Genomic DNA, 13,073 nt, shown 5'->3' with positions numbered 1-13,073 from the left:
CGCGGAGAACTTGTGTCGCCTGCAATCGAGTAGCGGATTCCGTCATGAAGACGCGGATTTCGCAAGCTACACGTCAAAACGACCAGAATTTGAAGGAATCCCACGTAGCCCCACAAGCAGACTGAGATTCACCGCGACCGGCTGAAACGGACTGAAGAGAGCCTCACACTCAGGAACGAACCCGCACCAACTCCGGCATGCTGTGCCACTAACAAGAACCAACTGAGAACGTTATCGGATGAGCCAGGTCACAGGCGCTCCAGAGTGTCGTCACCGTTCGGCGTCGCGCGACCGGTTGGGCGCGCACTATCTGGCTATGGCTGTCTCCGCGACACCACCGACACCGATGCTGGCCACTCTCGGTCGGCCGCCGGTCGGTGAGGGGTGGGCGTTCGAGATGAAGTGGGACGGCCAGCGCGCCGTCACCGAGGATCGCGACGGTGCGGTCCGGTTGTTCAGCCGCAACGGCAACGACATCACCACAGCGTTCCCGGAACTGACCGGCCCAATCGCCGACGCCGTCGACGGCCACGACGTGATCCAGGACGGTGAAGTCGTCGCCCTGGATGAGAAGGGCCGGCCATCGTTCAGCCGGCTGCAGCGCCGGATGCACGTGTTGCGGCCGACGATGCAGCTGCGCAACGCCTTTCCCGTCACCTACTACGTTTTCGACGTCCTGGCGCTCGACGGGGAATCGACGACGGGCCTGCCGTATCCCGAGCGCCGTGCGCTACTCGACGGCCTCGCGCTGACGGGGCGGAGGGTGCAGGTGCCGCCGTTCTGGACCGGTGTCGACGGCGACCGGATGCTCGCGCTGGCCCGCGAGCACCACCTCGAGGGTGTGGTCGCGAAACGGGCCGACTCGACGTACCGGCCCGGTAGGCGGGCTCCGACCTGGGTGAAGACTCCGCTGCGGCGCAACACCGAAGGAGTCATTTGCGGCTGGGTCGACGGCACCGGGGCCGCCCGAGACGGGGTCGGGTCGCTGCTGCTCGGCGCGTACGACGACATTGGTAATACGGGATGTACAAACGTGCGGAATTCGGCGTCTACTCTCGTTTGGCCGATACTTCCCAAGGCGTCGAACAGGTCAATTGTTCGGGCCGACTGGCCGACAGCCGTTCGTCGTCGTGTCGGGCAAGTCAACGTCCCGGCCAAGTGCGAGACCCGTGTCGCGACTCCGCGGGAACCGTTGTGGCCGCTGCCCCGCCATCCAACGGCCCCGGGGCCGCCCTGTAATCATGGTGAAGTCGGCTGGTCGAGGAGTACGGGGTGGCGGAGAAGTTGAGTACAGCGGAGGTCTTGTTGGCGGGCCCGCGTGGGCGTCGAATGCTGCTCAAGTTCGCGTTGGAGGCCGAACGAGTCCGTGGTCTCGAGCAGGACAGCGACTCCCTGCGTTACGCGGTCGTGCTGGCGTCACATCATCTCGAGTCCGGCCGAGAAGATGCGGTGTACGGGCCTGGCGCAGAGGACGTGTGGCGAACCGTATTCACGCCTGATGAGGTGGCCTGCCGCCTGTCCGAGGTGCCGCTTCCCGACGTGACACCGTCCATGCTTCGTTCGGCTCTCGCCGAGGCTGTCGACGCGGCATGGTACTGGCAGGAACCGGAGGGCGAGGACGCCCTCGCCGCTACCGAGCCCGTGCGTCGCGAGCTCGGACGGGTCGCCGAGTACATGGCACGATCACCCCACTCAGATTGGTGGACCACCGCGCTCGTCGCGACTGATCAGTGGTCGGTGTGGTCCTGGGACGACGGCCGTCCGGACTATCTCGCCCGTCCCGAGTCGACCGAGGCTGAACGTCTTCGCATTTGGCGTGAGCGCACCCGCGAGAACGAAGAGCGGGCCGCACGTGATCCGAGCACGAGCTTGTCCGATGGGTGGTGGTCGACACCTCCGACCCGGTCCTCGACACGACTGCTCTTCGATGGGACGCCTGCCGGCTTGTGGTTCGTCGAGGACAGCATGGGATGGAAGCGGGCAGTCACGCGACGAGTCAGCGCCCCAGTCAACTCTCGTGTGTACGAGATAGACCGCGCGCAGGCATGGGCAGAGCTGTGCAGACGGTTCCCCATCGAGGTCACCGCGCAGAAGCGAAACGACTGGTACCTGACCACCGGACGATCGGGGCGATGGGTCATCCCTGACTGGACACGGGTCGCCGACGAGTACGAGGGCGTGCATCTCACCGTGACGGGGTACCTGGCCGCAACTGGGACCGCGATCGATGTCAATGACGACACAGCGAGTGTCATCGCGGGATGGGCGCCCGACGAAACGTACTGGCTCACCGACACCCTCGACATCAACGGCGATTCCCGTACCTGGGTGTGCGACACCAGCGGGAGGCATCCGCTCTGGGCCGAAGAACCGCAGTAGCGACAGCCCTGATCGCGAGCGCCGGAAAGGCCGGTGCCATGCTGGCCAGTGCAGTCGGCTCATACCTCGACCTATCGACATCACGGATGTGACAGAGGCCGGGCCGGCTGGTCTGCATCGGTCGCGTGGGTACCGGTTTCAGTACTACGCTCCGGCGATCGTTGCGCGACCAGCTCGCGTCCCTCGAGAGGGCAACGAGCCCGCTCGCTACTCCGCCCCCGTTACGAGCCGGAGTCGGAAGCCGAGCGGCAGCTCCGGACCGTGAAGTGGGGCCCCTAGCGGATTGGCTCAGCCTTCCGGCTGACCCCGTGCTGTGTCAGACCGGTGCTCCTTCAACGTCGTGTGCTGATTCGGCTTTCGTTCCGTCTGGCCACCAGTTCCAGCGTCCGAGGAGTTTCATGAAAGCCGGTACGAGGATCATCCTGACCACGATCGCGTCGAGTGCGATAGCGACGGCTAGTGCAACACCGAACTGCTGGAGTTCCAGAACGTGTGCTGTGACGAAGCTGCCGAAGACAACGACCATGATTGCGGCCGCAGCAGTGATAGGGCGTGCGGTGTGCTGCACTCCGTCGGCGACGGCCTCTGTGTTCCGGAGCGAGGGTGGCTCGATTTCGCCACTCGAGTCCCAGGCCTCCTTCATCCGGCCGATCAGGAACACCTCGTAGTCCATCGACAGGCCGAACAGGATGACGAACACGGTGATCGGTAGGTACACCTGGAGGAATCCGACCTCGGCGAAGCCGAGTACATCTGATCCCCAGCCCCATTGGAAGACGGCGACGGTGACGCCGATTGCTGCTCCGGTGGCCAGCAGGTTCATCGCAACCGCTTTCAGCGGGATCACGATGCTTCGCAGCACCACACCGAGAAAGACAACCGAGAGTAGAAGCACCAGCCCCACCACCATCGGGAACTTTCCGGTTGCTTCGTCTGAGAGGTCGACGAACTCGGCGGTGGTGCCTCCGATGACCACCCGAGGGTCACCCGCAGGCGTGACGAACTGCCCAGTCGCATCCCGGAGATCACGGACGAGATCGAACGCGTCGGTCGAGTCAACAGGCACCGCGGGGATCGTAATGGTCAGCTCACGTCCACCCGACCGCTGGGAAGGAAGTACCTCGAGGATCCGTGGATCGTCCTTCATCAGCTGGGCAACTTCCGACGAGGCCGATTGACCGGCATCGGTGTCGACAACCAGAATCGGCGCGACGAGTCCCGGGGAAAAGTCCCGCTGCAAGATTTCGGCGGCCTGCCCGGAGGGGGCCGCCCCGAGCGCACCGGTCCCCATGTTGATGCCGTACTGCATCGATGTGACAGGCCACGCAAGCAGCACCAGAACGAGCACACCACCAGTACCGAACAGGACTGGCCTGCGCATCACGACCCGCACCCACCGAGACCACCACGTCGAACCCGCGCTCTCCGAGGACATCTCGAATCCCCGAAGCAGCCGAGGAAGGTGCCCCCGATCCAGTGCCGGTCCCAGTGCCGCCAGCAGCGCCGGCAGCAGAGTCAACGCCGTGATCAGCACCGCGATCACGGCCGCGCTCACTCCCAACGCCATCTGGCGGAACACTGGCGAATTGACCAGCAACAATGAACTCATCGCGATGACGACGATCAGACCGGACGCCGCGATCGTGCGTCCGGTCGTCCGCAGAGTCGTGGACATCGACGCTGCGATCCCTTCGAGGTCCTTCCGGTCGCTCACGTCGTTTCCGGCGAGTTCTTCGCGGAACCTGCTGACGATGAACAGCGAGTAGTCGATACCGATGCCGGTCCCGATCATCGTCACGACTGCGAGAAGGAGGGCGTCGACCGATGATCCGCCGCTGGTGGCCGCGATGAGGCCGAATGCGGCCAGCAAGCCGACCCCCGCGACAGCCAGCGGGACAAGGCCGGCGCACAGGGCGCCTAATGCCAGTACCAGCACTACCAGCGCAACAGGAACACCGAGCGATTCAGCCCGCAAAGCGTCGGCCTTCTCAACTTTGACGAGATCATTTGTCAACGGGGATGATCCGGTGACAGCGACCGACACCTCTGGCGGCGCCGAGCGGTCCACGATTGCTTGGATGTCGCGGGCGGTGGCCGCGTTCTCCCTGGGCGACCCGTCCAAGCTCAACGCAGCGAACGCCGACCGCTTATCTGCCGAGACCTGCTTCTGTGCACCGAGATCGAACGGCCCGAGGACTCCCGAGACACCTTGGTGGCCAAGAACTTCTGCGAGGGTCGCGCCCACGGCATCTCGGAAGACGCCGTCGTCGGTGATCGAGGACTCGGAATGAAAGACGATGACATCCTGCTCTGTACCCAGCGCAGGAAAGCTCTCGATAAGGCTCTGCCGGACAGTAGCGGAATCCGACCCTGGAACCCCGTAGTCGGGTCCGCTCAGGTCACCCGACATGCCGACGTAAGCGATGCCGCCACACGCTGCGACGATTACCCAGACAACAATCACCCACCAGCGCAGTCGAGTAACGGTCTGTCCCCACCACCCGAAGACGCCGTCGACGGCTCCTTGCTTAGTGCCATTCGCCACGTCTTACCTCCCGGGAGCCTCGCCCATCGGGGGACGAGATCAGATAGCGGTGAGATGCTGAACCCCTTGCCGCGAGAAACGTCCTGGTATCAGATGATTCGGAAACCAGGACGCGGGCAGCTTCGCCTGCACGAGCGTTACTCAGGCCGGGGGACGGACTCTCCGGGCGGGGACGGTGTAAACGTCGCTGGTCGTGGCGAGTTCGTTGCTGCCGGCTACAGAGGGAGTGCCGGCGCGCAGGTTCACCGCCCAGTTCAGCGCCCCGAGCGGTCCGCACCCGCTGGCGGCGGGAACGGCAAAGGTGTCGTCGGTGTGCGACACGTTCGGGAACACAGCCCCCTGGTATGCGCCACCGATCGGCCGCGATGGAGGGTTGCCGGTCGTAGCCAGATTCAGTATTACGGGATTAGATTCCGAGCCGAGGTAGCAACTGCCACCGAGAAGCGGGTTCTCGAGCTTCAGGCGGACGGGCATCGACACCTTGAGGTCGAGCACGTCGACAGACGGGATACCAACCGGCTCGACCGTGGCCGCGATCTGGGTGAGATTGAGCGGGGTGTCGATGCCGAGCGCGCCCCCGGGAATGGAGATCGGGTTGGAGAAGACCCCACTGGTACCCATCTGAGGAACGAAGATCTCCTCAAAGTTACCGTCGGGGTCAGGCGTTCCGTACTTGACGCCGCCAGCGATCTTCAGGCCTCCGTCAGGGATAGGTACCTTCAACCCGCCGATCCTCATGTCGCCGCCCCGGACCACCACCGTGGCGCAGGTACTAACTGCTGGGTCCTCAACGGGGCAGGTGCCCCAGCCGTCGAAGGTGAGGGGAGTGCCTTCCTGGGCGCCGGAGGAGCCCAGTGACCCAGTATCGGTGCTACCGAGGGATCCGGTGCCGAGGCTGCCGAGTGAGCGTGACGACCCATCGCTTCCCGATGAGCCTCCGTCCTGCGCGAAGGCGATACCGCCGCCGATCACCGAGATTGCCGCGGCCAAGGCCCCCGTCGGAATCACCCTCGCCCGGACTTTGCTGACGTTCATTTCTCGACCCCTGATCGATCTCGACTGGACAGTCCCCTGCGCCCGTTCCGGTGGATCCGATCGCGCCAGGAAAGCTCCACGACGCGCCGCCACACGACCGAGCAAGCGCCTGAACGCGGACGCTACCGACAAGCCGGACGCCCTGTATCACGAATCGAGAAACTAACCGGTCAGGCGGTATGCAGAATCAATCCCTGGCGATTGGGTTCAAGTGCAGCGCACTGCACCGCTGCCGCATTTCGGCGTTGTGGGCACCGACGTGGTCAACGCCGTGAGCAATCGAAGTGGGCCCGTATCGAACTTGTCGCTGCGTCCTCTCCGGGCGCCGACTTCACTGTCACCGACGGGCCGAACTACTCAAAGCGCCAGCAGCACCCACCTCTACCGAGCGCGAGGCCGGCATGGGACGGATTGAGTGCCCGAAGCGGACTACGTCGCGGGATGCTCAAATACCTGCGCATCGTCCAGGTTTGGACAGCGGCCCAGCCAAATATTCACCAGTATCCAAGGAACAGCGCGAGAATCGAATATCAACCGTCCACCGGTTTACACCGGGGGCAGCCTGAGGCACCCCAGCTGGAAGGGCCTGTGCGGCGACAAAATCCCCGACGAGGTCGACCTTCCGGGCCAGCACTGACGGTGGTCCCCCGTACCCTCGGCGCTGTGGCCATCGATCGCGCCGTCCCGGCGGCCCGCATACGACGCGGACGTCGATAGCCTCGATGCGACCGAGGCGATCGACGACGGGGATCTGCGGTGGTGCTTCGGCGGTGGCCAGGACCTACTGTCTACGGTCGTCAACACCCAACTGGGCGAATACATCCGGGTGATGAGGCAGTCCGGCGCGGGCTGGACCATCGTCGCCGATCGGCCCGGCGCGACCATCAGGACGCAGTCGGCACGGCACGAACGATCTGGCAGCTCGTGGCGCTGTTGACGTACTGACGAGCAGCTTCGGAGGGGGAGCGCATGAACGAAAGGGCAGTAGTGACAGTGGGGGCCAACGCAGGACCGAACTGGCGCGATCGCGGACTGTGCAGGACGAATCCGGACCTGTTCTTCCCAGAGGCCACGGAGAGGAAGAAGTCGGTGCAGGGGTCAGCATCTGCATGACCTGCCCGGTACTCACACCGTGCCGATCACACGCACTCCACGGGCCCGAGCGGTTCGGCATCTGGGGCGGAACGACACCGACCGAACGCGCACGGCTGTGAAGAGACAACTCCACGGCCGCATAAACACCGAGGCCGGGCTTCCATCAGCAAGCCCGGCCTTTTCGGTGTGCAGTAACACTCGATGAGAACTCTCGATATGGACATAACGGTTACGCAAGAACACATTCACCTGATCAAGGAGTCCCGACATGGCCCTGCCGACTCTCTCCGGACGGCGTACCGGTGTCGTTCTCGCGATGGCCTGCGCCGCGATTGTGCTCGGCTCGTCACCCGCCGGCGCCGAGCCCGCCAGCCCGTCGATTCCTCGCGGCGGCCTCGCGGCCGTCAACGACGTGCTCGTCCCGCAGGACCCCGGCTTCTGGAACCCCGAAGTCCGCGGAACCCGTGTACTGACTCCGATCCGCCCCGGGGAAACGGTGTACTGCGTGAGCGGCTACGAAACGCCGCCCGGGTGCGCCACACTCGATAAGCACTGGTCCTCGCCGCAGCGCGACCTCGTGTTCGTCGACGTACCCATGATTGGGCGGTCACCAGTGCGCGTGTGGATGGACATCCTCCCCCGCCTCAATGAAGGTTCTCTCGGTCAACTGCTGCAACGCTTCTTCGCTCGGTGACACAGGGCCGACATGCGTCGGTGTCAGTCGCGTGATCGCGGGTGTGAGGTCCGCGGCCGATGAGCGGGCGCTACTCCAAATCCGAAGACCGTGCCTCCGGATTCGGGCCGGGGTTCGGTCGAGCCCCGAGCCATGTCGTGTTGAGTAGCGGCCCACTCCTCGCCGCCGAACCGACCGTAGCGCGAGCCGCTGACAGGCCAAGTCGACCCGCCCTTCCTATGCAACGACCTATGCCGGACCAACATGCCGGAGGGGACGACTCGGTCATTCGCCAGCGTTGGTCGCGTTTCGCCGACCCACGGACGACTGAAACCGGTTGTGACTTTCAGCGATAAGTGGCGCGGTTCTGACGGACGAAAGTGGCGGAGCTATTGCAGCTACACTCGTCGATCCCGGATGGCCCCGAACAGGTGATTCACGGTCGGGGTCACCAGTCGTGGACGTAGGCTGACAGCATCCTTCGGCCAGCGCCGGTGTTCGTGACCAGGAGCGGGCCACCAGGTAGGGAGGTCCGTCGATGAGACAACGCCACCGTCTGCGCCGAGCATCCATCGTCGTCGGCACCGGCCTAGCACTGGTCCTCGGGGCACAGCCGGCCGACGCCGCACCGACCGACACCGTCTTCCCCATTCCCATCGCCGGGATCAGCGTCAGCACGACCGGACTCCCGAGCTCGGGCTACTCCTACCCGACCGCCACCACCGACCCAGACACTCCAGGAGTGACCCGCCTGGGGCTGCCGTACGCCGGTGTCCACGTCCACTGGCGGAACATCTCCACCGGTGCAGCGGGTGTCGCATACCTCGACCACCCCGGCGGCACATCGGTCGAGACAGGTTCCGGGACGGTCGTCGCCGTGGCCACGGCGCCCGGTGGGGTCGACGGGATCAACTCTCGGATATTCGTCATCACGCCCGGCGCCGGTGTCTGGACGGTCCCCTGACCGACTCGCCTGCCGCCCCTCGGACCGGCTGGAGCTGCTCGAGGCGTTGAGCGGGGCCTCACCGGCACGGCCGCACCGCCGACGCCGGCACCCACTGATCCATTTCAGAAGGCCTCGACCATTGCCTGTCGGGATCGAGAACTGAGCTCACTCGGGGCCTGGTGAGCGAGAGACCCGCGCGCCCTCCCGAACCGCGGGGCCGTCGCCTACGGAACGTAGACTGTTGCGAATCCCGGTGTGGTCGTGCCAGGTTCGGGTATGACGGTGACGACGACCTGCCCGGTTCCGGTCGGCAGGATTGCCGCCGGGTAGCCGTACTGGGCGACCGACATCCGGGCGGAGCCGGCAGCTCCGCTCGACAGGTTCAGCCAGTGCACGTCGCCCAGGATTTGGCAGTGACCAGCTCCAGGCTCGCCGGTCACCTCGCGACCGCCTTCCGTCGGGCCGGTGATCGTCACCGTCCCAGGCTGCTCCCCGACCACGGCCTCACAGCGGACCCGGGGAGCGTCGAAGCTGCCGTTCGGGTTCCCGAACGGCGCCGGGTTGATCTGGAACGGAACAGTGACCGCAGCGGAAGCGACAGCCGCCGGCACCAGGACCGAACCCGCCACAATCGCAGCACACACAACCGATCGGCGAACGAAGTCGATCACGACGACCTCCAGGAAAGGTCCACATCCAACCCTGACCTAGCCAGTCACGTGGATACACAAGGCAACACCTCCCGCGTCTGCAGCAACCCCGGCCCCTCGCTGTCGCCTCAGGTGCCACCGAAGAAACGAGCGACGCTAGCTCATTTACGGGCAGTACCCACCCAACCAGCACGGGGCGTTGTACAGGATCCCGACCCACACGTCGTCAGGGATGAACCCGTAGGGCAAGAGCCACCAGATCGGCGGAAAGTCCATCGCACCGACACCTCCAATACGAAGCAGCCGCCGACCCGCACCATCACTCCTCAGAGCGGGTTCCACCAGTTGACGAAGAGATTCCACTCGAGAATCCCCGGCCACACACCCGATTCCAGCGGATTCACGTAGTACAGATCCGGTAGTAGTCCAATCACGACTGCCCCCTACAGACACTCGGTGGGACGTGTCATATTACCTGGTCAGGACGTTGAAAGGCCCCCATGCCCGAAACAGGCGCAGGGGCCGATATGCACCGCACGAACACGATCAACGACACTGACAAACGGGACCGGCCCGCTATCGACGGGCCGGTCCCTCCTGCGTCAGATCGGGTGGAACAACAGCGCCGCCGCAGCATGCTCGACGGGGCGGACCGTGATCCCTTCCCGCTCGACACCGGTGAACCCCGCGTCGGACAGGGCTGCGAGCGCGTCCCCCAGATCCACACGCGCAAGATCCAGCCCCGGCGACATGGAGTCAGTTGGGACTGCTGCACGGATAGGTGACATCTTGACCTGCCCTACGGGTAGGTTTCCAAATCCGGTGATTAGTCGAGGGCCTTGCTGAAAGGCTCCGACCGTGCCTCGCCCCTATCCTCCCGAGTTTCGTGCCCGTGCCATCGCGTTGGTCCGATCCGGCAAACAGGTCAAGCAAACCGCCTACGAACTGGGCATCAGCGCCGGATGTCTGCACACGTGGCTCAAGCAGGACCGCATCGATCGCGGTGAGATCCCTGGCAACACCACTGCGGAATCTGCAGAGTTGCGGGCTGCGCGCAAGCGAATCCGGGAGCTCGAAACCGAGTTAACGATCATCCGGCAGGCGTCGAAGTTCCTGGGCGAGGACAAACCTCACCCAAAAGGATCCACCCGGTGATCGACCGATTGGCCGACGCCGGGACCCCCATCGACGTGTATTGCAGAGTGCTCGGGGTGTCCCGGCAGGGCTACTACCGATACAAGCGACGACCGACGTCGGCGACGCAGCTGCGTCGCCAGTGGCTGACCGGGTTGATCCGGGAGATCCACGTCGCCTCCCGCGGCACTTACGGCTACCGGCGCATTCACGCCGAGCTGACCATGGCGATGGGCATCGCGTGCAGCTCACGGCTGATCTCGGTGCTGATGACCCACGCCGGAATCTACGGACTTCCAGGGCCGGTGCGCGTCAAACGACTACGCGGGTCGTCACTGCCGGCGACCTGGTCAACCGCAAGTTTCACCGTCTGCATCCAAATGAGTTGTGGGTCACCGATATTCCCCCAAGCACTTCGTGCAGGGAGGTACCCCCACCGAGCACCCAACACGGGAGGGGAAGGTGTTCTGCGCCGCGGTGATGGATGCCTTCAGCAGGCGGATCATCGGTTGGTCAATCGATTCGCGGCAGGACTCCACACTCGTCATCAACGCGCTCGACATGGCCATCCGGAACAGACGTCCGGAGCCTGGCGGCATCGTGCATGCCGATCACTTCAGTCCAGTTCACCTCATGGGCTTTCGGCGACAACATCCGCTCTGCCGGCCTCATGCCGTCCTTCGGAAATGTCGGCGACGGCCTGGACAACGCGATGATGGAATCGTTCTGGTCGTCGATGCAGATCGAGTTGCTCAACCGCAAGAAGTGGAAGACCCGCCTCGAGCTCGCGAACGCGATCTTCGACTACATCGAGATCCTCTACACCCGTCAACGACGGCATTCCCCACTCGATTACCGCACCCCGATCGAACACGAACTACTCTCCGAGAAGAACCCCATCCCCGCCTGAGACTCATCACCGAGACTGGAAACCAAGTAGTAGGGCAGGTCAATCTGTCACCTGATCGTGCAGCAGTCCCGGATGATTCTGTCCACGACGAACGCAGCAATCACTGCGACGGCCATCACTACCCCCACAACTCACCCGCCTTTCCCACCAAAACTGCCCCCACACCCAGACTGGGTGCAGGGGCAGCGAACAGCTCAGATCAGCAGATCACCACTCCTGGTAGAAGTCGAAGCGGTCGCCCCAGATCGCGGGATCGTTCACGTCGAACTGGATGTATCCCCCACGAGCGACAGCCTCGTCGATCAACTGCTGAGTACTGGCGAACACCAACGTCGGATGCGTGTCGTAGATCGACCCGTCACCGAGGTAGATGGCGACCTGGCCCCGGGGCACGACAGCGTCGATCGCGTTGCCCGCGCCCAAATCACGCAGAATCCGAGTCTCGTTCGGGTCGAACGAGATCCCCTGATAGCCCTCCCCCGAGCGCAGGTAAGCGGCCGACGCGGTGCCGGCCGCACCGACCATCAGCCCTGCCGCCGCAGCAGCAGGAATCAGAGCAGCAGCGATCATGCGAATACGAGACATCAAGAATTCCCCTCCAGATACACCAGCCACATTACCGGCCGGTAAGTTTCCTATCGATTTTCATATCGTAGCCGGGATTCCCCGCCCACCCCCGGCGGCCCCTGAACCCGCACGGGACGGGCCATCCGTCCAGGTCACGGCACAAGATAGCCCCCACACCGGAAAGGATGCAGGGGCTGTGGAGACAGAGGGGTCACGGCGCGCGGCTACTCACAACAGAAGACCGCGCCCCGGCCCTCGGTCAGTGTCAAGCGGTGTTTTGCAAAAGGCCCCGCACCCAGTACCGGTGCAGTGCCCTGGCCATCACTTGCGGCGCCAGGCGCGCGTAGTGACGTCAGTCGTCGACCTCCGTGTCGAAGCGACCCCAACGACCGGGGCTCACTCGAAGCCGTCCTCGAACTGCTTCCGCGCGCCCTCGACGATCGCGGCGAAATCTTCACCGGTCACCTGAGCGACCCGGTTGGCCAGATGCCAGATCATCCCCGACATCTCTTCCACCATCCCGTAGACATCGCCGGGATTGTCGATCGTCTTGACGAACTCCTCGAGGTCGAGGAACTGTCCATCACTGCTCACCCTGTGCCCGAACGGACCAGCCATCGAAGCCCCTATCTCGAAGTTGTCGTGATTTCCCGCCGCACAGGCTATCGCGGTGGGATGACCGATCATCACTCACTCGATGCGGCCATCAGCGCGTAGCCCACTCACCGCTATGCGTTGGCCGCGATGACCCACTCGTACGGCGTCGGGGGTGGGTACTCGACGGCAATCGCCGCTTTGGCGACGTCTACTGGGGCCGGCCACTCTCCGCTGTTGCCTCGGCGGAGCGTATCGAGTGCTTGGCGAATCGACTTGTCCTCGATCCAGGTGTAGGCATCAGATGGGTCGACGGTCTGGTCGCGGTCGACCATCAGGTCGGCGATCGACATGCGGATGTGGTGCCAGTACCAGGACTCCTGCGGGCTCACTGGCTGATCGCCACCCATCGAGACCTCCCCTCTAGCGCCTAATTTCGGCGTTTACCTGCGGTGATGACATGTCCCCTGAGCTTCCACTGCTCGGGTCGATACTCTTGGACGAAAGGCTCGGACGAGAACCCGAGGATTCCCCCCCGCCGGCGC

Annotated in this window: 12 protein-coding genes and 2 pseudogenes; 7 read left to right on the top strand and 7 right to left on the bottom strand. The window is 64.3% G+C overall.

The window, feature by feature from the left end; all coding sequences use genetic code 11:
• Positions 1-316: 316 nt before the first annotated feature.
• The 3 genes and pseudogenes from HUN07_RS13305 to HUN07_RS27435 all read left to right on the top strand — a co-directional run.
• Entirely contained in the window at positions 317-1,288 is a 972-nt protein-coding gene (locus tag HUN07_RS13305; protein ID WP_254622926.1) for an ATP-dependent DNA ligase, read from the top strand.
• Positions 1,289-1,329: 41 nt separating this feature from the next.
• A complete protein-coding gene (locus HUN07_RS13300; protein ID WP_174914692.1) occupies positions 1,330-2,379 on the top strand; it encodes a hypothetical protein in 1,050 nt (349 codons plus the stop codon).
• A gap of 107 nt (positions 2,380-2,486) precedes the next feature.
• Positions 2,487-2,594: pseudogene (locus HUN07_RS27435) on the top strand (ATP-dependent DNA ligase); the annotation flags it as partial.
• A gap of 101 nt (positions 2,595-2,695) precedes the next feature.
• Here HUN07_RS27435 and HUN07_RS13295 read toward each other — a convergent pair.
• Together HUN07_RS13295 and HUN07_RS13290 are read right to left on the bottom strand one after the other, a co-directional pair.
• Positions 2,696-4,924, bottom strand: a complete 2,229-nt coding sequence (locus HUN07_RS13295) for an MMPL family transporter (protein ID WP_174910184.1) — start codon at positions 4,922-4,924, stop codon at positions 2,696-2,698.
• Between the two features lie 141 nt (positions 4,925-5,065).
• On the bottom strand, positions 5,066-5,959 hold the full coding sequence (locus HUN07_RS13290) for a hypothetical protein (RefSeq protein WP_174910182.1): 894 nt from the start codon (positions 5,957-5,959) through the stop codon (positions 5,066-5,068).
• A gap of 1,109 nt (positions 5,960-7,068) precedes the next feature.
• Between HUN07_RS13290 and HUN07_RS13285 the strand changes: the two genes are divergently transcribed.
• The 3 genes from HUN07_RS13285 (at position 7,069) to HUN07_RS13275 (ending at position 8,691) form a co-directional block, all read left to right on the top strand.
• A complete protein-coding gene (locus tag HUN07_RS13285; RefSeq protein ID WP_174910180.1) occupies positions 7,069-7,173 on the top strand; it encodes a WhiB family transcriptional regulator in 105 nt (34 codons plus the stop codon).
• Positions 7,174-7,322: 149 nt separating this feature from the next.
• The gene (locus HUN07_RS13280; RefSeq protein WP_174910178.1) at positions 7,323-7,748 is read left to right on the top strand and encodes a hypothetical protein; all 426 of its coding nucleotides are present in this window, start codon (positions 7,323-7,325) and stop codon (positions 7,746-7,748) included.
• Positions 7,749-8,265: 517 nt separating this feature from the next.
• Positions 8,266-8,691: a hypothetical protein gene (locus HUN07_RS13275; RefSeq protein WP_174910176.1), complete on the top strand. Its 426-nt coding sequence runs from the start codon at positions 8,266-8,268 to the stop codon at positions 8,689-8,691.
• A 206-nt stretch (positions 8,692-8,897) separates the two neighbouring features.
• Here HUN07_RS13275 and HUN07_RS13270 read toward each other — a convergent pair whose 3' ends face one another.
• Positions 8,898-9,302 (bottom strand): hypothetical protein, encoded by a 405-nt coding sequence (locus HUN07_RS13270; RefSeq protein WP_174910174.1) that lies wholly within the window; start codon positions 9,300-9,302, stop codon positions 8,898-8,900.
• A 623-nt stretch (positions 9,303-9,925) separates the two neighbouring features.
• Positions 9,926-10,075 carry a hypothetical protein gene (locus HUN07_RS13265; protein ID WP_174910172.1) on the bottom strand — a complete coding sequence of 50 codons (150 nt, stop codon included), beginning with the start codon at positions 10,073-10,075 and terminating at the stop codon, positions 9,926-9,928.
• Positions 10,076-10,181: 106 nt separating this feature from the next.
• Between HUN07_RS13265 and HUN07_RS13260 the strand changes: the two are divergent.
• Positions 10,182-11,367: pseudogene (locus HUN07_RS13260) on the top strand (IS3 family transposase).
• A 207-nt stretch (positions 11,368-11,574) separates the two neighbouring features.
• On the opposite strand, the gene HUN07_RS13255 reads toward HUN07_RS13260, so the two are convergent.
• From HUN07_RS13255 to HUN07_RS13245, 3 genes are all read right to left on the bottom strand, one after another.
• The gene (locus HUN07_RS13255) at positions 11,575-11,952 is read right to left on the bottom strand and encodes a hypothetical protein (RefSeq protein WP_217487200.1); all 378 of its coding nucleotides are present in this window, start codon (positions 11,950-11,952) and stop codon (positions 11,575-11,577) included.
• 378 nt (positions 11,953-12,330) lie between these two features.
• Entirely contained in the window at positions 12,331-12,552 is a 222-nt protein-coding gene (locus HUN07_RS13250; protein WP_174910169.1) for a hypothetical protein, read from the bottom strand.
• Positions 12,553-12,662: 110 nt separating this feature from the next.
• Positions 12,663-12,938: a hypothetical protein gene (locus HUN07_RS13245; protein ID WP_174910167.1), complete on the bottom strand. Its 276-nt coding sequence runs from the start codon at positions 12,936-12,938 to the stop codon at positions 12,663-12,665.
• Between the last annotated feature and the right edge of the window lie 135 nt (positions 12,939-13,073).

Origin of the sequence: Rhodococcus sp. W8901, assembly GCF_013348805.1 — a bacterium.
In the GTDB taxonomy this organism is placed as follows: domain Bacteria; phylum Actinomycetota; class Actinomycetes; order Mycobacteriales; family Mycobacteriaceae; genus Prescottella.
The sequence above is the reverse complement of the archived record's forward strand: the minus strand, read 5'-3'. Positions and strand labels throughout refer to the sequence as shown.